The sequence below is a fragment of the Arthrobacter sp. V1I7 genome (genome assembly GCF_030817015.1).
Classification (GTDB): domain Bacteria; phylum Actinomycetota; class Actinomycetes; order Actinomycetales; family Micrococcaceae; genus Arthrobacter.
The window spans coordinates 2,620,396-2,644,314 of record NZ_JAUSYS010000001.1; the positions used below are offsets into that span (position 1 = coordinate 2,620,396).

Consider the following 23,919-nt stretch of genomic DNA (forward strand, 5'->3'; position numbering starts at 1 on the left):
GCCTCTGAAAGGATGGCGGCGGGGACAACAACGACCGTCTCGGAATAGGTCGAGGAATCGCCTTGGAGCGCCTGGCTCGGTTTCCCGTCCACGCCCACGGGGATGTCGCCGGCGACGATCACGCGGTTGAGCTTGCGCGGCTGGTTGTCATAGTTGTCGGGGGCGTAATGCTGGGCGAAGAGCACCAGCTGGTCCGGTTCCCAATCCACCCGGACCACGTTCTCCGGGCGCGTGATGTAGGCCTGCAACAGTCGAATGATGTCCCGGGACTCGGTGTTGGACAGCCCTACGATCCGCAGACGCTGCGCGGAGCCTTCCATGAACAGGCCACGCTCGCCGGTCAGGGGGGTGGACCCGCACCACCGGGTGGGCGGTTTCGAACTTCAGACGGGTGAATTCCTTCCTCGTTCCTCGGCGTTGGCGTGTTCGAGGTTCTCCGGCACGGAGTAGTCGTAGTCGTTGGTGTGGATGGCCCAGCGCGTGTCGGGGGCAGGACGTTCTCCTCACCCTGTATCGGGGCCACGGTGGGGAGTGCCTTGGTGAGCGGGCTCGTTAGCGGAGTCAGCGACGCCGAGCTGCTCCAGGAGAGCGAGCTCGTCGGCAAAGAACCACGCCTCGGCTATCTTGCCGTTAACAAGCCTCCAGATTCCTACCTCGAGTACCTCGAGCCAGCGTCCCGTGGCAGGGAATCCACAGAGGTCACCGGCGTGCATTCCGCGAAGCATCCAGACCGCCCAGACCCTGTCGCCCTTGGCGATCATGTCCAACATCTGATCCTCGCGGTCCGCGATCGATCCATGCCCATAGCCGGAACTTCCAGCCGTCTCCGCACGCCGGGTCAGGGTCGCCATACCTCGACGGTGCACCGTGTATCCCGGGGCCTGGAACGCACTCCTCTCCTCGAACCTCGCACGGCGCACTTCCCGAATGACGTCGAGATTGCGCGACTCTTCCTCAGTATGTTCAGTCAAGCGCAAGCCCGGCGACACCAAGGCCGCCACGAGCGAGGCAACAATCGGCGAATCAGTCATGTGACGCTTCCCCTGCGAAAAGGTTTCAGTGGACGAGGGTCGGGGCGGCGGCCGCGTCCCGTATGAACTGGGCAATTTGGCTGCGAACATCAACGAATGACTTGGTTGACTTCGTCGCGATTTGGTCCCGCTGTTCAGGCAGCTCGATCGCAACTTCAGCGAGAATTCCGCCAGGCGACCGTCGGAGCACTATGACCCTGTTGGACAGATAGACGGACTCATCGATGTCATGTGTAACGAAGACAATCGTCATCTGAAACTCTTGGTGCACCGCTCGCGTGAGGTCTTCGAGTTCCGACCGCGTTTGCGCGTCGACGGAGGCGAAGGGCTCGTCCATGAGAAGCACCCTCGGGCGGTACGCCAGCGCGCGCGCGATCGCGACTCGCTGCTGCATGCCGCCAGACAACTCCCAGGGATACTTGTCGAGCTTGTCGCCAAGATTCACCGCTTCAAGCGACTCACGCACCCGCGACGAGATTTCAGCTTTGTCCAGGCCGAGCGCCGTGAGCGGGAACTCCACGTTGTCGGCAACCTTCATCCAGGGAAACAGCGATCGGCTGTAGTCCTGGAAGACCACCGCGAGGTCATCGGGAACGCCCGTCACAGGCTTGCCCATTATCTCGACCGAGCCCGTCGAGGGCCGAATGAGTCCGGCAATCGACTTGAGGAGCGTGGTCTTGCCGCAGCCCGACGGGCCGACGATCGAGACAAACTCACCGTCTTCGATGCTGAGGGTTATGTCACTGAGCGCCGTGCTGGCCGAGGCGCCCGACCCGTAAGTCTTGCTGAGATCACGTACTTCGAGAATCGACATGGAATGCCCTTTCTATTCAGGATTGAAGGGTGAGGCCGCGGTGCCAGCGCAGGAGGCGCTTCTCGCAGGCAAGGAACAGAACGTTGATTAGGAAACCGATGAGGCCAAGCAGCATGATGGCGGCCCAAAGGTCCACAATCTTGAAGCGACGCTGTGATTCGAGGAGGAAGAATCCGAGGCCGTTCGAGGCCAGCATCCACTCCGATAGCACCATGAGGATCAGCGCGAGCGACAGCGACACTCGCATTCCCGCAACGATTTTCGGCGATGCCGCAGGAAGGATGACCTGCAGGAATGTCCGCCAGAGGGGGATGTGGAATGCCTTGGCAGTCTCTCGGTAAGTCCTATCCACCGAACGAACGCCCTGCATCGTGTTCAGAAGCACAGGCCAGATGCAGCCGAAGACGATGAACGCCAGGCGCATCCAGTCGGTTCCACCCAGGATGATCAGGAAGATTGGAACCAACGCAGGCTTCGGCAATGACCGCATGAAGTTGACTGGTGGGTCGATGAACGCCGCAGCGCGGCTCCACTGGCCAGCGACTGACCCGACTGCGATTCCAATGACGACCGCAAGAAGCCACCCTGCGAGAGCGCGCGACATGCTGGGGATGACATCCGACCAGACAAGGTCGGTCGCGAACAGTGACGTCATCGGACCACTGAACCAGAGCTCGTAGAGACGTACGATGATGCGCGACGGAGAGGGAAAGAAGGGCGAAGCGGCGAGCGTGGTGAGGAGCTGCCAGAGCAGGATGAGTACGATCGCAGGGCCAAACCCCAAAAGCACATTTCTCGTGCGCCTCCCGACGCCACGCGGTGCGCCCCCTCGCCGAGCAGGAGGATTAGTTGCCCTACCACGCTTCGTTTGGATGATTTCGACGTGAGTCGTCATGATGCTGCTCCTCCTCGTGTGTCCCACGCGATGAATCGATCGGACAGCCTGGTCGTGAGCCAGTTCAGTCCGAAGCCCAGCACGCCCGCGAGGATGACCGCTGCAAACACCGTGTCGTGATTCAGGCCGGAGTAGCTGGCGAGAAGTATGTAGTACCCGACTCCGTCATTGGTACCCACCGTAATCTCAGCGGCAATGGCAACGGTCAACCCTGTCGAGAGGGCGAGCCGCAAGCCGGTGAGAATAAGAGGTAGCGCGCTCGGAAGGACAACGCGGAACCAGGTCTTCACCGTCCCCATCCGAAAGCTGCGGGCAGTTTCCAGCGCGACCCTGTCAACGCCTCGGACGCCGTACACCGTGTTGAAGAGCATCGGCCAGACGGCTACGTACAGCACAATGGCGACTTTCATGCTCAGCCCTTGGCCTAAGGTCAGGACGAGTAGAGGGATGATGGCAATTCCCGGCACGGACCTCAGGAAATCGATTATGGGCGTTGCCCCCAGTGAAACGGCCGAGTACGAGCCGATGAGCAAGCCGGCAGGCACGGCGATCACAAAACCAATTCCGACGCCGAGGAGGGTGGCCGTCAACGTCGCGCCAACCTCCGTCAGGAATGCGGGCTCGACCAGAAGCTCCACTGCTCGTGGCAATACGACGGATGCCGGCGGGAACAACTTCGGATTCACCAGTTCCATCCTGGCGATGATTTCGAAGGTCAGCGCTATAGCCGCGAAGCCAGCCATCCCGCTCAGCAGCAACTGGGCACGCCGCTTTAGGTGCGATTGTCGAGGCCAAACCCTCGATATCGGTGTTGTTTGTATTGAGGTTGTCATAGATTCGTATGTCTCCTTTGACATATTTTCTGTGCACGTCAGGCTTTTCTACGCCTGGTTGAGGCAACAACGATTCCACCGGCTGCACCAGCGAGAATCATGATGGCACCCCAAGCGATACTGGTATCGACGCCTACGAGGTGCGTGAAATATTTAGCTACGTCAACTCTGAACAGTGGGTCGAGCGCGTAAGCCCCGGGTCCCGTTAGTGCAATGCCCGCGACTGCGGCGAGCAGCACCAGTTCGTACTCGAATCCGTTCTTCTTGCGGTCCAGCCCGTTGCGCGCGTGGAGGATGACGACGTTCACCAAGGTGGATACGAGGAGTACCGCAGCTATCGAAACAAACAGTCCCGCGCCGAACAATGCGCCGCCGATGGTCTCGATGCAGCCGGCGATGGCGGCCATGACTTTTGGCGGACGAAAGCCCTGACGGTCGAAGAATGCGGCTGTCCCATTTAGACCCTCGCCGCCCCACCAACCGAGCAACTTTTGCGTGCCATGGAACATCATGACTCCCCCGACGACAACGCGGAGTATCAATAGCCCGGCATCAATCCCCGATTCCATTAGATCGGTCGTAACGAAGTCGACTCGAGCGTGCTGTACTCCGGGCGGAAAGCGGGAAGCACATCGTCGAGGAACAGGCGAAGTGAACGATCGGCTACCTCCGGGGTCATGAACCCGTAATTGAAGAGCAGCGCCATGTGCCGGATGCCCACATTTTCGTACTCGCGAAGCTGTGCCGTGACGGTCTCAGGGTCGCCGATGATGAGTGCCCGCTGAATGAACTCGTCAGGATTACTGGGCGATACCCCGACGACGCTCTTTAGGTGTTCCGAATCCTTGATGTGGCTGACCAGGCTAAAACTTCTTTTCTGGTTTTCGGCCATCAGCTCAAGACGTTCGCGTATGTCGCTTTCAGCCTGCTCGTTCGTTTCTGCCACGTAAATCTGCTTCTGAACCATGCTCCAATCAAGCAACTCCTGCACAGAAGCCTCTGGCACCCCTGAGCCGCGAAGTGCTTGCTCATACACCCTCCACCGGGTACCGAGCACGTCGGGGACATCCCGGGCAGAGAATAGATACCAACCTTTGTCCCCTGTCCAGGCCGCACCATCATCACTCTGGGCACCGCGCGCAAATTTCGGCATTCCTCCCCGGTACGAGCCTGGCATGATGCGCGTATGGAGGGTACCCCGCTCGAATTCAGTCTCCCACTCCATCGCAGGGTCCTCGATCCCCTTTGCCAAGGCCGCTTCCATAATCTCAAGGTTGTGGAACATCTGATCATGTCGGGTGGACGGGTTACGCCCCATTCCCGCATACTCGACCGGTGAACCACCAGGCGCGAAGCCAATGATGACTTCGCCTTTGGTCAGCACGTCGAGAAGATTAGCCTTCTGCGCCAACCGAAGCGGATTGTGCAGTGGGGGAACTGCTACTGCAAGGCTGAACCTGGTACCCGGGCGCACCTGAGGCGCGAGATGGGCTGCAAGCATAAAGTTATCGCCGTAAGTGTTGTAACCGGAGAAATGATGCTCGGTAAGAGCAATGCCATCGAAGCCAGCATCAGTAGCTTCACGGGCTTGCCGTATAAGGGTCTCGATGATCTCGACATCTTCTAGCGGGCCCCTGGTCTGCGCATTCAGGTAGATGGAAAATCGCACGGTTCTTGTCCTCCATTGGATGGGATGTGCATGTTGTTTTCCAAAGTCTCGCGTCGGCGGAACCTGGGTCAAAGCGCCTGTGGGGTATTGCACAATAACAGTGTGGAATTCTTCACACCTGTTGAGGACGGACTCAGACCTGTGAGTAAGAATGCCAATCTAACCCGCGTCCACTTTGGGTGAAGTGCAGCCTGATCCGGCCCCACTTCGTCGTCCCCTTGCCCTTCTCACATCGGAGACCCTCGTGAAGGTCTCGACCGTAAAGCTGGCCATTCAGAAGATGCCGCTTACCCCAATCAGCTGTCGGTGACGGTCGAAAAGTGAGCCATTGTCACGGCTTAGCCTCTGGTGGTCGTTGCCACACCTGAGCTCTTTTAGGAGCTGCAATTGGCAGAATCGAAAAGACCAAGTATGTCGCGGGGCTCCCCTCCCCCACGAACGCTGCACAAGCTCACTATGATCAGCTGACGAAACAGGGAATGGGCAATTCTGAGGCCTGCCGCATCGTCGGAATCAGCCGTAGTTCTGGCACGTACGGGTCCAGAGGACCGTGCCCTCTCCGGGTGCCATGGTTGTGCCGGGCGGCAAGAAGCGGGGCCTGCAACACGCAGACCCCGCTCCTTGCCGGTCCCGGCTATACGCGGAACTAATACTGTCCGGCCACGAAGAGCTCCTGGGCAGGGAACTTCGTGAGGACCTCGATACCGTAGTCGGTAACCACGACCTCCTCCTCAATTCGTGCTGCCGAAATGCCGTCGGAGCCTGGGCAATAGGTCTCCATGGCAAAGACCATGCCGGGCCGGATCTCCACCGGGTCCTTCATTGAATTCAGGCGGGAGATGATTGGCCGTTCGTGCAATCCCAGGCCCAGGCCGTGCGCGAACTGGAGACCGAAGGCAGCCAGCTCGTTGTCGAAACCGAAGTCCTGGGCCTTAGGCAGCACGGCCGCGACCTCGTCCGACCCCACACCCGGGCGGATGGCGTCGAGGGCGCGGTCCATCCATTCGCGAGCGGTGACATACGCATCGCGTTGCGCAGAGGTGGCCCACCCGACCCCGAACGTGCGGTAGTAACAGGTCCGGTAACCGTTGAAGGAGTGGATGATGTCGAAGAAGGCCTGGTCTCCGGGGCGGATGATACGGTCCGTGAAGTTATGCGGATGGGGGTTGCACCGCTCCCCGGAGATCGCATTGATGGCCTCGACCTGATCCGATCCATACTCGTACAGGCGCTTATTCGCGAGGGCGACGATCTCGTTCTCCCTGACGCCGGGGCGCAACGCCTCGGTAATGTCTTGGTAGACACCGTCGACCATCGCAGCCGCCTGGTTCAGAAGCATGATCTCGTCCCGGTTCTTGATCACACGGGCGTCCAGCATGGACTGCTGGGCGTCACTGACGGTAAGGCCTTGCCGTTGCATCTCGAACAGGAACGGTGGTTCGACGACGTCCAACCCGACAGGCATCTGCGCCAGCCCGTTCTCCTTGAGCAACGACACAATCTCCTTAACGGCTGTGACCATCAGGTCTGCACCCCCCTCAGGAGCAACAGCACCGCGGAATCCGAGGAAGCCGGGCCGGTGGTTCTCCGTCGGCATCCAGTCAGAGTAGAGCTGGTGGTGCCGCACAGCAGAACCAAAGTCCCACAGGATCGGATCTTTACCCCGCATCAGCAGCGCGTACCGGATCATCTTGTCCCCGAGCGCCCCGCCGATCCAGGTCTGCGTGGTGTACCGGATGTTATAGAAGTCGAAGAGCAGAAACGCGCCGCATTCACTTGCCTCGAGAGCCTCCTGAGCCCGGCCAAGCCGATACTTACGCAACCGGTCGAAGTCGACGCGGTGTTCGTAGTCGACCCCCATCTGGCCTGGTGCCCCGAGCGGCCTGACCTCGGGGGGACGCTGCGACGGACGCTCGAACCGGGCGGCGCCGACCGAGCCGTGGTTATGGTGCGTCACCGCTGAGGCTCGAGTCCGCTGGAGACGGACGCGTCCTCCGGGATCAGCTTCAGGCCGGCGCCGGCGGCAACAGTACAGATCAGGGTGGCGAAATCGTCCTCAGTGTTCCCATTGCCGACCTCCTGCGCAACGATGTTGCGGGTCATCGAAGCCACCGGCATCGGGACACCGAGCTCGTGACTGGCGGCCAGCCCGAGGTCGAAGTCCTTCTGCAGCAGAACCTGCGTGAAGGTCGGCGTGAAATCGAGGTTGACTAGCGCCGGGGTCTTGTAGCGGGTGAAGACAGAGCCCATCACGGAGTCGTTGAGGAAATCGAGGAGATCTTGTCGACGCACCCCGCCCTTCTCGGCCAGCACGGTAATCTCGGCCATGGACTGGGTGACGACTCCCAGGAAGATGTTGTGGGCAATCTTCACCAGGCGGGCCAATTCGCCCTCACCGACGTAGGTGACCTTTTGACCGAAGTGCTCGAGGACCGGCAGGGCTTCCTCATAGGCGGCCTGTGGTCCGGAGACCGCCACGGATAGTTTGCCGGCGGCGATGACCGCCGGGTTGCCGCTCACCGGGGTGGCCAACAGTGCCGTGCCGCGCTCAGCGGCGGCGGCGCGCAGCTTCTCAGAGGCGTCAATGGACACCGTGGAGGAGTCCGCTATCAGGTGGGGGGCACGGTCCGGATTGGTCAGCAGACCACCCTCCCCGGTCATCACCTGTTCCAGGTCCCGGGGCGCAGAAACCATGCTGAAGACGATGTCCCGGTCGGCCAGGTCCACGGGCCGCTCCACTTGGCGTGCGCCGGCGTCGACCAGGGGCTGCGCTTTGGAGGCAGTGCGGTTGTAGACCGTGACGTCAAATCCTGCCTTGAGCAAGCGCAGCACCAGCTGCGAGCCCATGCGTCCGGTGCCGATCCAGCCGATAGTGGGTTTCGTGTTCATTGGGATAGTCCTTTTCGTGTGTGTTTTTCTGGTGGTGGTGGTTCTGTTGCGGCCGGGGAGGCCGGCCGGGATCTGGGTGTCAGGCACCGGTGCTGCTCCCTTGGATGACGCCGCCGAAATACAGTGCGACCATCTCCGGGTTCTGGCTGATTTCTTCGGCCGGCCCCTCAAGCAGGACCCGACCGGATTCCATGACGATTCCTCTGCTGGCCATGCGCATCCCGAAGCGGACGTTCTGCTCGACCATGAGGATGGCCGTGCCACGTTGACGCATCATGGCCACGGACTCGTCGATTACGCCAAGGGACTTTGGGTCCAGACCCAGGGAAGGCTCGTCGAGGAGTACGAGCTTGGGGTCGAGCATTAGCGAGCGGGCAAATTCGACCATGCGGCGCTGGCCGCCCGAGAGCAGTCCGCACCGGGTCGAGAGGCGACCTTTGACCAGGGGGAATGCGTCCAGCACCTCAGCCAGCCGGTTCTTCACAAGCTGCCGATCGTGACGGATTACATAGGCGCCGAGGAGGATGTTCTCCTTGACCGTCATGTTGGGAAAGAGGCCGTTGGTCTGCGGGACTTGGGCCACGCCCTTGGTCAGGATCTGCTGTGGTGTCAGGTGGGAAATGTCCTCTCCATCTAGGAAGATTCGTCCCTCACTAGGATGAATGAGGCCGCTGACCGCCCGCAGGACGGTGGACTTACCTGCCCCGTTCGGACCGACGATGCAGCCGAGCTCGCCGCGGCCGATTTCGAAATCGACACCTTGGAGGACGTTTCCGCCACCATAGCCGGCGACTACGCCTTCAAGCCTGATCATGATGCACTCCCTTTGACGGCCATTCGCTTTGTGGCCGAGTTGTCGCTGTCGAGCAGGTAGTCGTCGCCCAGATAGGCGTCGATGACAGCATCGTCCTTCTGGATCTCGTCGGGGGACCCTGTGGCGATCACGTGGCCTTGGGCAAGGACACGGACCGGGTTGCAGAGACCCAGGACGAACGGCATGTTGTGTTCGACCAGCAGGAAGGTTTTGCCCTGGGCGTTGAGGTCACGGATGAGGTCCCCCATACGCTCGATGAGCGTCGGGTTGATGCCGCCGGCGGGCTCGTCCAGGAGGATGAGCTTCGGGTCCAGGACCAGAACCTGGGCCAGCTCGACGAGCTTCTGCTGACCGTAGGACAATGAGCCCGCCTTGGCCTGCTCGTAGCGGGACAGGCCTACGAAGTCCAGCAGTTCCCGGGCATGTTCTGCCTCCTTGCCGCTGACGGCGTCCAGACCCATCTGCGGGATTGAGAATGATCCGAGCGGCGCCGCGATATTCTCCAGCACCGACATTTCCTTGAAGAGCCTGGTGCTCTGGAAGGTTCGGCCGAGCCCGCGATGCGCGCGGCCCCAGGAGGGCATCCGGCTGATATCGGTCCCCCCAATCCGCACGGTGCCGGCGTCCGGCAGCAGGGTCCCGGAAATGAGGTTGAAAACCGTGGTCTTGCCGGAACCGTTCGGACCGATGAGTCCGGTGATGGACCCTTCGGGAACGGTGAATGTGCAGTCGTTGACGGCCTGGTTTCCACCAAAGGACTTGGATAGTCCTTCCACCTCGAGGATGGGAGGCGCCGCCTTCAGCCGTGCCTCCACTTCGGACGGGTTTGGCGCCTTGGGACGGTCACGGACCGACAGTTCGTCCGCGGCGCCGAGACGGGTTCCGGACAGGCCGGCGGTGCCGCGAGTCCGGATCCGTTCCAACTGATGTGACAGGGAGGGAAGAATGCCCTTGGGCAGCAGCACCACGAGGAAAATGAGCAGGAGCCCGAACATCACCAGTCGCGTGTTGCCTCCTCCACCGGTGTTGTTGGCAAAGATGTCCAGCGGAACCACGATGAACGCGCCCAGAACCGGACCGAAGAGTGTCCCGCGGCCGCCGAGGATTACGGCGAGCACCAACTGCACGCTGAGCAGGATCGAGAACATGTTCACAGGGTCAACGAATCCCATGAAGTATCCGTACACACCGCCGGCCATGCCGACGAACAGGGCGCTGGCACCAAAGGCGAGCAGCTTGTAGACCGGAGAGTTCACGCCCACCGTGCCGGCCTTACCCTCGTCCTCACGGATGGCGATAAGACCCAGACCGAACTTCGTGCGACGAATCCACCACGAAAGGGCCAGAGACAGGCCAAGCAGGACCACCAGGGAGAGGTGGATGGGCCAGTTGCCCCACTCGCGCGGCCAGGAGTACATCGGCATGGTGATACCCGACGTGCCGTTGGTGACGGCTTTCCATTCGGTCGCGACGAATCGCATGAGAAACAGCATCGCGATCGAGATGATCACGAACGACGGCCCACGGGAACGGTAGGTCACCAGGCCCAGGAGAACGGCCAACAGGGCAGTGACCAGTCCCGCCACGGGAACCCAGACCAATGGCGGCACCCCGGGAACGACCTTGGCCAAAATCGCCACGAAGTATGCCCCGAAGCCGATGAAGGCGAAGTGGCCAATGGACAGATACCCGGTGTAGCCGGTGATGATGTTCAGTCCGACAGCGCCGATGGCCACCACCAGTGCGATGATAACTGTCGATTGTGCGGAGCGGTTCGGAATGACGGGGAACAGCGCGATGACAACCGCTGCGATCCCCAGCAGGACGGTGACTATACGCCGGAGAGTCTCCGTCCTGGCCCACACCGGGACGTTAGCGGCCTCTGGCACCGTGACGGACTTTGGCGTGCTCGGCTTTGCATTCGTTTTGGTCGTGTTCATACCGTCGCGTCCTCCCTGAGTTTCTGCCCGAGAATGCCCTGAGGGCGCACTATCAGGATGATGAATATGATGAGGAAGGGCACGATCTCAACCCATGAGGCGCCGACGTACTGGGTGGCGAGTTGTTCCGCCACACCAATCAACAACGCTCCGATGACTGCGCCCATGAGGCTACCGAGGCCGCCCAGGACCACGATCGCCAGCAGTCGGGCGATCCACTGGTAGTGGGTTCCGGGGATGAAGGGGTACATCACGGCGATAATGGCGCCGCCTGCGCCAAGTGTGGCGATGCCAAGCGCGAAGGCGCTGGCAGAGATGGATTTGACGCTGACGCCGACAAGCAGTGCCCCGCTCTCGTTGACAGCAGATGCCCGGACTGCCCGGCCCATCCAGGTCTGGTTGAGGATAAGGAACAAGGCGCCCAGCAGGACCACCGCGATTGCCGCGGCGAGCAGCGTTGCTGTGGGCAGGAAAAACGGTCCGATCTGGACCGAGGTGTCCGTGTAGGCGGTGCGCACGGTTCTGGACTGGTTGCCCCAGACGAATCCGGCGATGCCCTCAATGGTGAGGGCGATGCCGAAGGTCACTAGGACAGTCATGGAGATGTGACTTCCACGCACGTGCCGCACCACGAGGTTGTAGCTGAGCCAGCCGACACCAAACATCACCGCGACGATGATGGGGACTGATAGCAGCGGGTCCAGGCCGGTCAAGGACCAGAGTGTGTAGGTGAGGTAGGCCGCGAGCACCGCGAAGGCACCGTGGGCCAGGTTGACGACACGCATCACGCCGAAAATCAGGGTGAGCCCCGATGACATGAGCGCATACACCGCGCCGACCAGGAGGCCGGTTATCAGGAGTTGGAGGAGGGTTATCATCTCTAGTGTCTCTCGGTCTTAGGATTCCCCGCCGCGCCAGCGGGTAATCCGGTCTGTAGTGGCGGCCTCAGCGGGAAGCACGACCTCGCTGACCTTGTTTTGCCACTGCCCGAGGAGGAACTCGCCCCGGGGGCTCCCGTCTTTGTTCCATTCCAGCGTTCCGAGGATGGTCTCCACCTGGTTGCCCCGCAGCCAGTCGGCCAAGGCCTTCTGGTCCTCGGTGCTGCCGACACTCTCAACGACCGAGGCCAGCACTTGGCCGGCCGCGTACCCGTCGGCTGCGTCTTCCGGCGGGAGTTCGCCGTGCATCTCGCGGTACTTGGCCACGAACTCCTTATTGCCGTTGGTATCAGCGTCGACGTGGTAGCTGGAGGAGAAGAGCACACCCTCGGTGTTTTCCACGCCAACGCCGTCCACGTATTGCTGGCCATAGGTCGGCGAAGAGCTCTGGTAGAGGATCTCCGGCTGGAAGTTCGCCCGGTTCAGAGCGCGGACAAAGTTCACACCGTCCTCAAACTGCGCCCCCTGGACGACCGCCTCGGCACCCGAGTCCCGAATGGCCGTCACAATCGCGTCGAAGTTCTTGGTTGCCGCGGGGTAGGTGTCAGCGTAGGCCGTTTCAATTCCAGCAGCCTCAAGCTTCTTCCTGACGCCCTCCACGGCCGGGGTGGCGAAGGGATCGTCCAATGAGGGATAAGCCACCTTCTGCGGGCGCTCCCCCTCGGGGAGGCCAATGATCCAGTCAGCGAAGGCGGCCCCCTGCTCGGAGGCCAGGGCCTGCTGCGAGAAGAAGCTGTACTCGAACCCGCGGTTGAACATCTCCGGTGAAGCGCACGAGGCACAGATGTAGAGCATCCCGGCACGTTCGGCGACTGTCGAGGCCGGAATATTCAGCAGCGAAGACTGGGTGCCCAGCAGCAGGTCCACGTTCTCATTGGAAAGCAGCTGGTTGTAGTTGGACACGACCGTGTTCTGATTGGTCGCGTCGTCCTTGTAAATCATCTCAACCTTGCGGCCAAGGATTCCGCCGCGCTCATTCTGTAGAGCTGCCCAGACCTCGTAGCCGCGCTGCGTATCCGCGCCGCCCTGGCTGAACTCACCCGTCAGGGGCAGCGAGGCACCGATTCGAATCGGGACCTCTGGCCCTGCGGCTGGGGCCTGGCATCCGGCCAGGGTCACCAGGAGTGCTGCCGCACTGGCCGCCGTAAAAAGCTTTTTTATGCTCACGATTTCCAACTTCCTTGTCAGACGGGGTCACGATTCAACGGACAGTAAACGCCGTTGTTGTGCAATCGATTTCCACTTGACTGTAGCGGGTGATGTGGATCATAGTCAACAGCAGGATCGGCAGGCTTTGACGTCACCCGGTGGACGTGAGGCGGGGCGGGGAGGCTGCTGATCCTCGAAGGCACGCAAGGCGGAAATTGGCATGGCTGCACCACCCGTTTCGGCGTCCAATACTCAGGCAAAACGTCCACTTTGAAATCGGTCCGCCATCTTTCGCGGCCCGGTTTTTCTGCGAGAGGATCACAAGAATGCGCGGAAACAGTACGTCAGCTAAGAAGCCGGCAGAGATGCCGGGTTCATGCCCGGAATGCGGACATCAGCAATGCCGCGACGGACAGTGGCACTGGTTAGGCGGAATGGTCGGAATTTCGCCGCAACCGGGACGGTGTTCTGATACGAGCCCTTCCGGAGGTCCTTGCACATGCACCTCGGGCAACCACCTGAATTTTTGAAGGCACTTTTTCTGACAAGACCCGGCTTACTGCTTACCGGCCCTTATCTATGACTTGTTTCCGGGCGACGGCGCTGCAGTGTGGCTGTCCGTAAAGCAATCCAAGGGGTCTGCTGTCGGTCGCAGGTTCGAAAACATCAGGCCAAATGTAACGATCCGGCGCCCCCCATGCCTCATCACACGCGGCACGAAAGAGCTCTCTGATCCGCGGCGGACATGCCGTCCTCCGCCGATCTGCCGGCCTCATCATCAGCCAGGGAATCTGACCGGAAGCATGCCTCCTCGGACCTCACCAGCTCGCGTTGTCGGTGGTGGCGAGGGTCATGCCGCACCAAAGTTGTGCCTGCGCTTTAGCTGTCCAGGAAGACGTCGGGATGGCTTGCCAGTCCAAGCCGGCTGCGGCGGATATGGCCCGCGAGCACCCACTCGGCCTCTTCGACGTCGCGCCGTCGAATCGCTCCGACGAGTAGTTGGTGGTCGAAGTGCAGGCTCCGGTCGCCGGTGCTGTAGAAGAGCCGGGTAGCGGCCCTCCGGTAATGCTGCGTCCGGTTCCACAGGCTGCGCACAGTGTCGCCCAGGACGGTCGTCTGCGCGGCTTCGAGGCAGCTGAGGTGGAATTCACGGTCCAGCTGCAAAAAGCGCTCGACGTCGGTCGTGGCCTCCATGGCGTCTGCCTGGCGCGCGAGGTGATCGATCTGCTCGTCAGCGAGGAGCGGGATGTTTATACCGAGCAACAGTGGCTCGAGCCGTTCTCTCATCCGGTACATCTCCTGGCATTCCGACAGGCTGATGCGGGTGACCCAGGCGCCGGCATTGGCCACAAGGGTGACCAGTCCTTCGGCCTCGAGGATCCTCAACGCGTCGCGCACCGGTAGGCGGCTCGCTCCATGCTGTTCTGCCAGTTCGTCCTGTCTGATCCGCTCGCCCGGACTGTAGTCACCGGCAAGGATGGCGTCGCGGAGCGTGGCCGCGATCCGTGCACCGGTCGCCCCATGGGCGGCCAGCTGGGGTGTAGTCATGGTTGTCCTCACTCCGCAGGATGGGCCGGGTGCCACAGCCGAGGCCCGTGGCTCTTCTCATATTCTTTACCATCGGGGAAGCTGACGAGTTCGAACTGCATGCCCCAAGGACTGCGGAAGTACACCCAGCGCTGCCCGGCAGCCGCCTGTTTGCTCGCTGTCGGTTCCCCCATGACCTCAACCCCTCGCTCGCGCAGATAGGTGACGGCGACGTCAAGGTCGTCAACGTAAAAGGCGATGTGATGGCCTCCGAGATCGCTGTTGCGGGGCTGGCCGTTTTGGCCGTCCGCCGATTCGTACAGGAAAACCTCGAAATTGGATCCGTGCCCAAGACGGTAGAACCTTATTTCGCGGATGACGGTGCGCGGGTGAACCCCCAGGTGAGTGCTCATCCAGTCCTCGTCGGACTGCTTTGACCCGAGCGTGTAAACCTCGTCGCAGCCCAGCACATCGACCAGGAAGCTGTGAGCCTCCTGGAGGTCCGGGACTGTGAAGCCAATGTGATCGGTTCCGCGCATCCCAGGGATCCCCGGTCGCTTTGCTGTTTCCATCGTTGTCTCCTTCATCTGACTAGGACACCTATTATATCCAATTGTCCGCGCTAGGGACGAAAAAGGCGCAGAAATCTCGGCATGTGGCTTGTATTGTATAAAATCTTAGGCTAGCCTCCTTGTCAGGACTTCAGCGGAACTTTCCGCCGGGCTAGGACAAAGGTGGCGATGATGCCAAATAGGAAACAACTGCAGACGGGGGCCGACTGGGTCGAGCTCACGACGACGGACGCCGATTGGGATGCCGCGGATCCGGTGTTGCTGGGCACGATGCTCAGTGAACTCCACCTGATCCGGGCTTTTGAGGAATCGGTTCTGGAGCTGGCAGGGGAAGGCCTCGTGCACGGCCCCGCCCACTCGAGCATCGGCCAGGAGGGTGGCGCGGTCGGCTCGATCGTCGGGCTGCGTTCCAGTGACGGTGTAAACGGCTCCCACCGGGGCCACCATCAATTCCTCGCGAAAGCGCTCACGCACGTTGGAGGGGGCAAGCTTGATCCCACGGACCCGGTGACGCCCGCGATACAGGCGGTCCTTCAGCGTACGCTTGCCGAGATTCTCGGACTTGCCCAGGGCTACTGCCGTGGCCGTGGAGGATCGATGCACCTGCAGTGGTTCGAAGCGGGGGCATTGGGCACCAACGCAATCGTCGGCGGCGGGGCCCCCATGGCAACAGGGAACGCCTGGTCCCAGAAGAACAGCGGGACCACGGACCTGACGATCAACTACTTCGGTGACGGTGCCGCTCAGATCGGCTCCGTGCTCGAATCGATGAACCTCGCGGCAGCATGGAAGCTCCCGGTGTGCTTCTTCATTGAAAACAACCTGTACGCCGTCTCGACCAGAGCCAATGAGATCACAGCCGACCCCCGATTCTCCGTTCGCGGGCAGGGCTTCGGCATCCCGTCATGGCGCGTCGACGGCATGGACCCGCTCGCGGTGTACCTGGCCATGGAAGAGGCGGCTGAGCGCATGCGCTCCGGCGAAGGCCCCACCGTGGTCGAGGTTGAGGTCTACCGCTTCTTTCATCAAAACGGCGCTTACCCCGGAAGCGCTTTCGGCTACCGAACGAAGGAAGAAGAGGCTGCCTGGCTGGCCCGTGACCCCCTGGACATGGTGGCGCGGAAGATGATCGATCGCGGGCAGCTGGACGAAGAGGGCGTCGCTGCCCTTCGCAGCCGAGCCCAAGAGGCCATGAAGCAGGCAGTCGACCAGCTTCTGGAAAGCGACCCGGAACGCCCCGGCAAGCGGCGCATCCGTCCTGAACTCTGGCCGGATGTCGGGTTCGTGAACGTCGGGATCCGTGGCGACGCGAGCGAGCTTGAGCAGTTGCGCGTAATGGACCCAGCCACGACGGAAGGTCCCCTCCGTGACGTCAAATTCGTTGATGCCGTGGCCGAGGTAATGAACCAGCGCATGGAGCAGGATTCCCGGATCGTAGTCATGGGCGAGGACGTCCATCATCTGAACGGTGGCACCAACGGTGCCACGAAGGGATTGGCCAAGAAGTTTGGCGACAGCCGGATCCTCGGTACCCCGATCAGCGAGAACGCCTTCGTCGGACTGGCCGGCGGCATGGCCCTCGATGGCCGATTCCGGCCTGTCGTTGAGTTTATGTACCCGGACTTCATGTGGGTCGCCGCCGACCAGGTATTCAACCAGATTGGCAAGGCCCGCCACATGTTCGGCGGCGATAACCCCGTACCGCTGGTACTGCGCACCAAGGTCGCCATGGGCTCCGGCTACGGATCGCAGCACCTGATGGATCCAGCGGGAATTTTTGCCACCAGCCCCGGCTGGCGCATCATCGCCCCCTCCACGGCGGCAGACTACATCGGGCTGATGAACGCCGCCCTTACCCTGCAGGATCCCGTCCTCGTGATCGAACATGTCGACCTCTACGGGGTCAAGGACCACGTGCCGGCGGAGGACCTGGACTACATCATCCCGCCGGGGTGCGCCGCAATCAGGCGCAGCGGATCGGAGGTCACAGTGATCAGTTACCTTTCGATGGTCAGGCACAGTCTCGAAGCCATCGAACAGACAGGCGTCGACGCCGAGCTCATCGATCTTCGGTGGCTCGATCGTGCGTCCATCGACTGGGAGACGATCGGCGCGAGCATCAAGAAGACCAACGCGGTGCTCATCGTCGAGGAAGGCGCCCAGGGAACGTCGTACGGCGGGTGGCTGGCCGATGAGATCCAGCGGCGCTACTTCGACTGGCTGGACCAGCCGGTGGCACGAGTCACCGGCGAAGAAGCATCGCCCAGCATCTCGCGCGTTCTCGAGCGGGCTGCCATCGCCCGGACCGAAGAAATCGTCGCCGGACTTGAGGCTGTGCGCGAGGGATTTGGGGCGCGGTAATGGCTGAGATTCTGCGTATGCCGGAAGTGCTCGCGGGCGCTTCCGAAGCTTCCATCCAAACCTGGCTTGTCTCGCAAGGCTCCGTGCTCGTCGTTGACCAGCCGATCGCGGAGATTGAGACCGAGAAGGCGACCGTGGAGCTGACAGCCGAGTTCGCCGGAGCTGTCGGCAGGATCCTCGTACTGGAGGGCGACAACGTCGCAGTCGGTGACCCCATTGCCGTGCTCCTGGGCGAGGGCGAGGCCGAGGACACTATCGAGGCGGCACTGGCGGGGGCAGGCTTGTCTGCTGCCGTGACACCGGAATCCGCGCCGCGGATATCCGAACCGACCGGGCAGCCGGCGTCCGGAGCTGAGGGGCTCTCGCCCAACGGGCGCGTCGCACATGCGCTCCCTGGCGCCGGCGACTCCGGGCGACGCTTCATGAGCCCTCTCGTGCGTCGCCTCGCTCGACAGCACGGGGTCGACGTAACTTCGGTAACTGGAACGGGTCCCGGCGGGCGCATCGTCCGCCGCGACCTCGATCGCCATCTCGCAGAACCAGACGAGAAGACGCAGCCCAGTGCCGCCGTCGAGCCCCCTGATTCCAGGCCGAAGGCTCCGCCTACCGCCCCGGGGCCGGTGTCGGCCGAATTCGAGGATGTTCCACTGGACCGGATGCGCAGGGCCATCGCGCGACGGCTCACTGAGAGCAAATCGACTGTTCCGCACTTCTACCTCACGGCTCATTGCAGGGCTGATGCCCTCTTAGCTCTGCGCCGTCAGGTCAACGAGACGGGAACGAGGAAGGTCTCCATCAACGACTTCGTCATTAAGGCGGTCGCCGGGGCGCTTGTTGACGTCCCCGAGGCGAATGCGATCTGGACAGGGGAGGCAATCCGCCGGTATTCGTCCGTCGATATCTCGGTTGCAGTGGCGACCGACGGGGGCCTCACCACTCCAGTGCTGCGGAGCGTTGAGCGTATGCCTTTGTCGGAGGTCAGCGCCGCAGTCGCCGACCTGGCCGAGCGAGGCCGTTCCGGCCGTCTTCGGCAGCACGAGCTCGAGGGAGGCAGCTTTTCGGTGTCGAACCTCGGCATGTACGGAACCACGGAGTTCACCGCTATCCTCAATCCGCCTCAGTCCGGGATCCTGGCCGTAGGCGCGGCGCGCCCGGCCGCTGTCGTTGGCCCGGACGGCGAGCTGGCCGTAGGGACGATCATGAGCGTAACGCTCTCGGCCGACCACCGCGTTCTCGATGGTGCCGTTGGCGCCCAGTGGCTTGCGGCCTTCCAGCGCCGCATCGAGAACCCCCTCTCAATCCTGATCTGACGCGCCGCGTCGCACCCCTAATGACTCAGAAAGGACCCCTTATGGGAACCATCCGAAGTATCGACCCGGCCAGCGGCGCCGAACTCGCGGCTTTCGAAGAGGACACCGCCGCCGTCGTGGAGCACAAGCTCGCGATGGCTGCTGCTGCCGTGCCACTGTTGTCCGCCGCCGGCTGGACCGCACGGGCTGCATGGATGCGCACCGCCGCGGACCTCTTGGAATCCGACATCGAAACGGTCTCGATGCTCATCACGAAAGAGATGGGCAAGCCCATCGCCCAGTCCCGGGCGGAGGTGGCGAAGTCGGCGCACGCGATGCGCTTCTACGCCGATAACGCCGAGCAGTTTCTTACCGGCAGGACGTTGGAAAACCCCGGTGCCGTGAATGCCTCCGCAGCGGGCACACGGTTCGACCCCCTCGGCGTCATACTTGCCGTGATGCCCTGGAACTACCCAATATGGCAGGTCGTCCGATTCGCAGCACCTGCCCTGATGGCCGGCAACGCCGGCGTCCTGAAGCATGCGTCCAACGTCCCGCAGTCAGCCGTCTACATCGGTGGGCTCTTCACCCGGGCAGGGTTCCCTGAAGGCTCGTTCTCGAGCCTTCTCATCAGCTCCCGCCGAGTCGCGGATATCGTTCGGGACCCACGCGTCACTGCGGTAACGCTGACGGGATCCGAGGGAGCCGGACGCTCCGTCGCAGCCACGGCAGGGGACGCGCTAAAGAAGGCCGTGCTGGAGCTGGGCGGCTCCGACCCGTTCATCGTCATGCCTTCTGCGGACATCGATGCCGCTGTCGAGACGGCCGTCAAGGCCCGGATGACCAACAACGGGCAGGCGTGCATCAACGCAAAACGCTTCATCGTGCAAGCGGACATCTACGACGAGTTCACCCGCAAATTCACCGAACGGATGTCCTCGCTCGTAATCGGCGACCCCAGCGATCCAGCCACCGACATCGGGCCCCTCGCGACGGAATCCGGCCGCCAGGAAATCATCGAGCTCGTCGAGGACGCTCGCGCCAAGGGGGCAAACATCATTGCCTCCGGGTCCGACAACGAGCAAGCGGGCGGCTGGTACTTCACACCGACGGCTGTGACAGGTCTGACCCCCGGGATGCGACTTTGGTCGGAGGAAGCATTTGGACCGGTCGCCTCCCTCTACGAGGCAGCAGACCTCACTGAGGCCCTAAAGATCGCCAACGGCCTCGAATTCGGTCTGGGCTCGGCGTTCTGGAGCACAGACACCGACGAGATTGACCGTGCGGTCCGTGAACTCCAAGCAGGAGCCGTGTTCGTCAACGGAATGACAATCTCCTACCCGGAATTGCCTTTCGGCGGCATCAAGCGATCCGGTTACGGACGGGAGTTGTCCATGGAAGGCATCCGGGAATTCTGCAACCTGAAAACCGTCTGGGTGGCCTGACCCAGAGCAGGGTGCGGCACCGGCCGGCTCACCGCCCAGGCGCCGATGCTCAGCTTCACCGGAAGGCATCGACTGCGCGTGGTTCGGTTGGCTGCATTTATTGGAGTGAGCTGCCGCCGCGACGGTTGACTCCCGTTTAAGGGGCGAGGGACGACAGATCCCGGGACCTGCGCATGGACTGTGAGCCAGGCCGTCGTAGGAGAACGGTCGTAAATGCCACGAGGTACAGGACATTGGGCAAGGTTTTCACGATGACCACCGGATGCCGCCGACCACTAGCGGCCATGAACTGCTAACCCCCTCAAGCTGCGTGTTGCCCCTGTTTGAGCACAGCGATGGTGCTGATGCCGTGTTTGCCGGCGCCAGCACCTCCACACCCGGTGGCCTGCTCCTGCGGATCAGTACCAACTCGTCCTGGATACCTGGCACCGGCAAACCACGGCATTGAACTGAATGAGAGAGGTAAGCACAACATGACCTGTATCGGGATCGTGGCCGAGTTAGGCAATGAAAAACGGGTGGCGGCGACGCCTGCCACCGTACGCCAGTTGTTGGGTTTGGGCTACGAGGTTGTGGTCGAGAAAGGCGCGGGTGAGGCCGCGTCCTTCCGTGACGAGGCCTACGCCGAAGCGGGTGCCCTGATTGTGGGGGCCGACGAAGCATGGGGCAGTGAGGTGGTGCTGCGGATTAACCCGCCCACCGAGGATGAGATCAGCCGTCTGGCCGACGGTGCGACGCTGATCGGGTCCCTAAGTCCAGGGCTGCGACCGGAACTGGTGGAAGCACTGGCCGCCCGACCGATCACCGCCTTGGCTTTGGACGCGGTGCCGCGGATCTCCCGGGCCCAGTCCATGGATGTGCTCAGTTCGATGGCGAACATCGCCGGTTACCGTGCCGTGATTGAAGCAGCCCATGAATTCGGCAGATTTTTCACAGGACAGGTGACCGCGGCGGGCAAGGTTCCGCCGGCGAAGGTTTTAGTTGCCGGCGCCGGTGTGGCCGGGTTGGCGGCGATCGGGGCTGCGAGCAGCCTCGGCGCGATTGTGCGGGCGACGGATCCCCGGCCCGAGGTGGCCGACCAGGTGAAGTCCATCGGCGGGACCTACCTCAAGGTTGAAGTCGCCGACGAGATGAAGTCCACAGACGGGTACGCCAAAGCCACATCCGAGGCCTACAACGCCCGCGCTGCCGAGATCTACTCAGAGCAGGCACGGGACGTGGACATCATCATCACCACCGCCCTGATCCCGGGGCGTCCGGCGCCGAAGCTGCTCACGGCCGAGGACGTGGCCGGGATGAAGGCTGGCAGCGTGATCGTTGACATGGCTGCCGGGCAGGGCGGGAACGTGGAAGGCTCGGTCGCCGGAGAACGCATCGTCACTGATAACGGTGTGGTGATTCTGGGGTACACAGATCTTCCGGCCCGTTTGCCGGCCCAGGCTTCCCAGCTGTACGGGACAAACATGGTGAACCTGCTCAAACTCCTGACCAAGGACAAAGACGGGCAGCTGAAGATCGACTTTGATGACGTGGTCCAACGCTCCGTGACGGTGGTCCGCGACGGTGAGAAGACCTGGCCCCCGCCCCCGGTCCAGGTCTCCGCCGCACCCGCAGCCACCACCCAGGCCCCCACCGAAAGCACTGCCCCGAAGAAGAAGGAAGGCCTCAGCCCGGCCGGCAAGGCCGGGCTCTTCGCCGCGGGCATCGCGGTGCTGTTCGGGATCAACGCGGTCGCCCCGGCGCCGCTGCCGCAGCACTTCACGGTGCTGATGCTCTCCATCGTGGTCGGCTTCTACGTCATCGGGAAGGTCCATCACGCCCTGCACACCCCGCTGATGTCCGTCACGAACGCGATCTCGGGGATCATCGTCGTCGGGGCTCTGCTGCAGGTCACCTCCGACAACGTCGAGATGCAGGTGCTCGCCGCCGTCGCGGTCCTGCTGGCCAGCATTAACATTTTCGGCGGCTTCGCCGTCACCCGGCGCATGCTCGCCATGTTCTCGGCCGGGAAGGCACGTTCATGAGCGCCGCCACCGAAGCAGCAGGAATTCTATCGAGGAGCCTTACCGTGTCTGACACCGTCTCCGGTCCGTTGACCGCCGACTCCATCGCGGGGGCGGCCTACATCGTCGCGGCCCTGCTGTTCATCCTCAGCCTTGCCGGGCTGAGCAAGCACGAGAAAGCCCGCGCCGGGGTCATCTACGGCATCACCGGGATGATCATCGCCCTGGCCGCGACGATCTGGCTGACCCTCCAGGACGCCTGGGGCACCGGCGCCGGCCTCACCGGCCTGGTCCTGCTCGTCGCCGCGGTGATCGTCGGCGGCGCCATCGGGCTCTGGCGCGCCCGCGTGGTCGAAATGACCGGCATGCCCGAACTGATCGCACTGCTGCACAGCTTCGTGGGCCTCGCCGCGGTCCTTGTCGGCTGGAACGGGCACCTCGAAGCCCCGGACCTGTCCCCGGACCTGACAGCGATCCACCACGCGGAGGTGTTCATCGGCGTGTTCATCGGCGCAGTGACCTTCACCGGATCGATCGTGGCGTTCCTGAAACTCTCCGCCCGGATGAAATCCTCACCCCTGATGCTGCCGGGCAAGAACGCCATCAACCTCGGAGCCCTCGCCGCCTTCATCGCCCTGACCGTCTGGTACGTCAACGACTCCCAGCTCTGGCTCCTCATCGTCGTCACCCTCCTCGCCCTCGGGCTGGGCTGGCACCTGGTGGCCTCCATCGGCGGCGGCGACATGCCCGTGGTCGTGTCCATGCTCAACAGCTACTCCGGCTGGGCCGCCGCCGCCGCGGGCTTCCTGCTCAACAACGATCTGCTCATCATCACCGGCGCCCTGGTCGGCTCCTCGGGCGCGTACCTGTCCTACATCATGTGCAGGGCCATGAACCGGTCCTTCATCTCCGTCATCGCCGGCGGCTTCGGCATCGCCGCACCGGCCGCGGCGGACGCAGAGTACGGCGAGCACCGCGAAATCACGGCCCAGGCCACCGCGGAAATGCTGACCAACGCCTCGTCCGTGGTCATCACCCCCGGCTACGGCATGGCCGTCGCCCAGGCCCAGTACCCCGTCGCCGAACTCGCCCACCAGCTCCGCGAGAAGGGCGTGAACGTCCGGTTCGGTATCCACCCGGTCGCCGGACGCCTGCCCGGGCACATGAACGTCCTCCTCGCCGAAGCCAAAGTCCCCTACGACATCGTCCTGGAAATGGACGAGATCAACGAAGACCTGGGCGACACCTCAGTAGTCCTGGTCATCGGCGCCAACGACACCGTCAACCCCTCAGCCGCCGAAGACCCGGGAAGCCCCATTGCCGGCATGCCTGTCCTAAGGGTCTGGGAAGCCGAGAACGTCGTTGTGTTCAAACGCTCCATGGCCGCCGGCTACGCCGGCGTCCAAAACCCCCTGTTCTTCCGCGATAACTCACAAATGCTCTTCGGCGACGCCAAACAACGCGTCGAAGACATCCTCCGAGCCTTTTAGCAGAGGGCGCCCCTTTTCGTAACCATCAGGGTCCGCAATCAGGCATGTTTTACCCAAGAAGACGAAAGAAGAGAGAAGAGACCATGCCCAAACGCCGAGTTCCTCCCATTGACTGTGTTCAAAAGGCCTTCCGATTTTGCATGCTGGAGCGGACTCCTTGCGCAGAAGAGGCACGAGCAACCCGCCAGGCTTTCAACATCGATGAACTTAACGCCTCGCCGTGGATTGGTCTCCACTACAGGCATGAGCTCTTGCTTCAC

19 protein-coding genes and 1 pseudogene are annotated in these 23,919 nt (G+C 62.4%); 5 read left to right on the plus strand and 15 right to left on the minus strand.

Translation table 11 applies throughout. The features are described from left to right. Nucleotides 1-20 precede the first annotated feature (20 nt). The 15 genes and pseudogenes from QFZ69_RS12120 to QFZ69_RS12190 form a co-directional block, all read right to left on the minus strand. Nucleotides 21-485 (minus strand): annotated as a pseudogene (locus tag QFZ69_RS12120) (TauD/TfdA dioxygenase family protein); the annotation flags it as partial. An 18-nt stretch (nucleotides 486-503) separates the two neighbouring features. After that, nucleotides 504-1,031, minus strand: a complete 528-nt coding sequence (locus QFZ69_RS12125; protein ID WP_306918461.1) for an ester cyclase — start codon at nucleotides 1,029-1,031, stop codon at nucleotides 504-506. Between the two features lie 25 nt (nucleotides 1,032-1,056). After that, nucleotides 1,057-1,845 carry an ABC transporter ATP-binding protein gene (locus tag QFZ69_RS12130; protein ID WP_306918462.1) on the minus strand — a complete coding sequence of 263 codons (789 nt, stop codon included), beginning with the start codon at nucleotides 1,843-1,845 and terminating at the stop codon, nucleotides 1,057-1,059. 16 nt (nucleotides 1,846-1,861) lie between these two features. Continuing rightward, nucleotides 1,862-2,635, minus strand: a complete 774-nt coding sequence (locus QFZ69_RS12135; protein WP_307000149.1) for an ABC transporter permease — start codon at nucleotides 2,633-2,635, stop codon at nucleotides 1,862-1,864. Between the two features lie 101 nt (nucleotides 2,636-2,736). Then, nucleotides 2,737-3,573, minus strand: coding sequence for an ABC transporter permease (locus tag QFZ69_RS12140; protein WP_306918467.1), 837 nt, complete (start codon nucleotides 3,571-3,573; stop codon nucleotides 2,737-2,739). 38 nt (nucleotides 3,574-3,611) lie between these two features. Further along, the gene (locus tag QFZ69_RS12145) at nucleotides 3,612-4,142 is read right to left on the minus strand and encodes a DoxX family protein (protein ID WP_306918469.1); all 531 of its coding nucleotides are present in this window, start codon (nucleotides 4,140-4,142) and stop codon (nucleotides 3,612-3,614) included. Further along, nucleotides 4,142-5,242 (minus strand): LLM class flavin-dependent oxidoreductase, encoded by a 1,101-nt coding sequence (locus QFZ69_RS12150; RefSeq protein WP_306918471.1) that lies wholly within the window; start codon nucleotides 5,240-5,242, stop codon nucleotides 4,142-4,144. Before QFZ69_RS12150 ends, QFZ69_RS12145 begins: the two co-directional genes overlap by 1 nt. A gap of 646 nt (nucleotides 5,243-5,888) precedes the next feature. Beyond that, nucleotides 5,889-7,199, minus strand: coding sequence for a Xaa-Pro peptidase family protein (locus tag QFZ69_RS12155; protein ID WP_306918473.1), 1,311 nt, complete (start codon nucleotides 7,197-7,199; stop codon nucleotides 5,889-5,891). Then, nucleotides 7,196-8,131: an NAD(P)-dependent oxidoreductase gene (locus QFZ69_RS12160; RefSeq protein WP_306918476.1), complete on the minus strand. Its 936-nt coding sequence runs from the start codon at nucleotides 8,129-8,131 to the stop codon at nucleotides 7,196-7,198. The genes QFZ69_RS12155 and QFZ69_RS12160 overlap by 4 nt, the downstream gene beginning before the upstream one ends. Before the next feature lie 79 nt (nucleotides 8,132-8,210). Next, nucleotides 8,211-8,945: an ABC transporter ATP-binding protein gene (locus QFZ69_RS12165; protein WP_306918478.1), complete on the minus strand. Its 735-nt coding sequence runs from the start codon at nucleotides 8,943-8,945 to the stop codon at nucleotides 8,211-8,213. Continuing rightward, nucleotides 8,942-10,885 (minus strand): branched-chain amino acid ABC transporter ATP-binding protein/permease, encoded by a 1,944-nt coding sequence (locus QFZ69_RS12170; RefSeq protein WP_306918480.1) that lies wholly within the window; start codon nucleotides 10,883-10,885, stop codon nucleotides 8,942-8,944. The genes QFZ69_RS12165 and QFZ69_RS12170 overlap by 4 nt, the downstream gene beginning before the upstream one ends. Then, entirely contained in the window at nucleotides 10,882-11,763 is an 882-nt protein-coding gene (locus tag QFZ69_RS12175; protein WP_306918482.1) for a branched-chain amino acid ABC transporter permease, read from the minus strand. Before QFZ69_RS12175 ends, QFZ69_RS12170 begins: the two co-directional genes overlap by 4 nt. A gap of 18 nt (nucleotides 11,764-11,781) precedes the next feature. After that, nucleotides 11,782-12,990: an amino acid ABC transporter substrate-binding protein gene (locus QFZ69_RS12180; protein WP_306918483.1), complete on the minus strand. Its 1,209-nt coding sequence runs from the start codon at nucleotides 12,988-12,990 to the stop codon at nucleotides 11,782-11,784. 861 nt (nucleotides 12,991-13,851) lie between these two features. Beyond that, nucleotides 13,852-14,520, minus strand: coding sequence for a GntR family transcriptional regulator (locus QFZ69_RS12185; protein WP_306918485.1), 669 nt, complete (start codon nucleotides 14,518-14,520; stop codon nucleotides 13,852-13,854). A gap of 8 nt (nucleotides 14,521-14,528) precedes the next feature. Then, nucleotides 14,529-15,071 carry a VOC family protein gene (locus tag QFZ69_RS12190; RefSeq protein ID WP_306918487.1) on the minus strand — a complete coding sequence of 181 codons (543 nt, stop codon included), beginning with the start codon at nucleotides 15,069-15,071 and terminating at the stop codon, nucleotides 14,529-14,531. Nucleotides 15,072-15,242: 171 nt separating this feature from the next. Here QFZ69_RS12190 and QFZ69_RS12195 point away from each other — a divergent pair, with 171 nt between their 5' ends. From QFZ69_RS12195 to pntB, 5 genes are all read left to right on the plus strand, one after another. Next, nucleotides 15,243-17,432 (plus strand): thiamine pyrophosphate-dependent enzyme, encoded by a 2,190-nt coding sequence (locus QFZ69_RS12195; RefSeq protein ID WP_306918489.1) that lies wholly within the window; start codon nucleotides 15,243-15,245, stop codon nucleotides 17,430-17,432. Beyond that, nucleotides 17,432-18,742, plus strand: a complete 1,311-nt coding sequence (locus QFZ69_RS12200) for a dihydrolipoamide acetyltransferase family protein (protein WP_306918491.1) — start codon at nucleotides 17,432-17,434, stop codon at nucleotides 18,740-18,742. The genes QFZ69_RS12195 and QFZ69_RS12200 overlap by 1 nt, the downstream gene beginning before the upstream one ends. A gap of 41 nt (nucleotides 18,743-18,783) precedes the next feature. Next, entirely contained in the window at nucleotides 18,784-20,166 is a 1,383-nt protein-coding gene (locus QFZ69_RS12205) for an aldehyde dehydrogenase family protein (protein ID WP_306918493.1), read from the plus strand. A gap of 473 nt (nucleotides 20,167-20,639) precedes the next feature. After that, on the plus strand, nucleotides 20,640-22,190 hold the full coding sequence (locus tag QFZ69_RS12210; protein ID WP_306918495.1) for a Re/Si-specific NAD(P)(+) transhydrogenase subunit alpha: 1,551 nt from the start codon (nucleotides 20,640-20,642) through the stop codon (nucleotides 22,188-22,190). Next, a complete protein-coding gene (pntB, locus tag QFZ69_RS12215) occupies nucleotides 22,187-23,659 on the plus strand; it encodes a Re/Si-specific NAD(P)(+) transhydrogenase subunit beta (RefSeq protein ID WP_306918497.1) in 1,473 nt (490 codons plus the stop codon). The genes QFZ69_RS12210 and pntB overlap by 4 nt, the downstream gene beginning before the upstream one ends. Nucleotides 23,660-23,919: the final 260 nt, after the last annotated feature.

Bases quoted from the DNA above. Each gene is read 5' to 3' on its own strand.
- QFZ69_RS12185 (WP_306918485.1), bottom strand. From the start codon at position 14,520: ATGACTACACCCCAGCTGGCCGCCCATGGGGCGACCGGTGCACGGATC.
- QFZ69_RS12210 (WP_306918495.1), top strand. From the start codon at position 20,640: ATGACCTGTATCGGGATCGTGGCCGAGTTAGGCAATGAAAAACGGGTG.
- QFZ69_RS12160 (WP_306918476.1), bottom strand. From the start codon at position 8,131: ATGAACACGAAACCCACTATCGGCTGGATCGGCACCGGACGCATGGGC.
- QFZ69_RS12170 (WP_306918480.1), bottom strand. From the start codon at position 10,885: ATGAACACGACCAAAACGAATGCAAAGCCGAGCACGCCAAAGTCCGTC.
- QFZ69_RS12140 (WP_306918467.1), bottom strand. From the start codon at position 3,573: ATGACAACCTCAATACAAACAACACCGATATCGAGGGTTTGGCCTCGA.
- pntB (WP_306918497.1), top strand. From the start codon at position 22,187: ATGAGCGCCGCCACCGAAGCAGCAGGAATTCTATCGAGGAGCCTTACC.
- QFZ69_RS12195 (WP_306918489.1), top strand. From the start codon at position 15,243: ATGCCAAATAGGAAACAACTGCAGACGGGGGCCGACTGGGTCGAGCTC.
- QFZ69_RS12205 (WP_306918493.1), top strand. From the start codon at position 18,784: ATGGGAACCATCCGAAGTATCGACCCGGCCAGCGGCGCCGAACTCGCG.
- QFZ69_RS12190 (WP_306918487.1), bottom strand. From the start codon at position 15,071: ATGGAAACAGCAAAGCGACCGGGGATCCCTGGGATGCGCGGAACCGAT.
- QFZ69_RS12125 (WP_306918461.1), bottom strand. From the start codon at position 1,031: ATGACTGATTCGCCGATTGTTGCCTCGCTCGTGGCGGCCTTGGTGTCG.
- QFZ69_RS12200 (WP_306918491.1), top strand. From the start codon at position 17,432: ATGGCTGAGATTCTGCGTATGCCGGAAGTGCTCGCGGGCGCTTCCGAA.
- QFZ69_RS12165 (WP_306918478.1), bottom strand. From the start codon at position 8,945: ATGATCAGGCTTGAAGGCGTAGTCGCCGGCTATGGTGGCGGAAACGTC.
- QFZ69_RS12175 (WP_306918482.1), bottom strand. From the start codon at position 11,763: ATGATAACCCTCCTCCAACTCCTGATAACCGGCCTCCTGGTCGGCGCG.
- QFZ69_RS12145 (WP_306918469.1), bottom strand. From the start codon at position 4,142: ATGGAATCGGGGATTGATGCCGGGCTATTGATACTCCGCGTTGTCGTC.
- QFZ69_RS12130 (WP_306918462.1), bottom strand. From the start codon at position 1,845: ATGTCGATTCTCGAAGTACGTGATCTCAGCAAGACTTACGGGTCGGGC.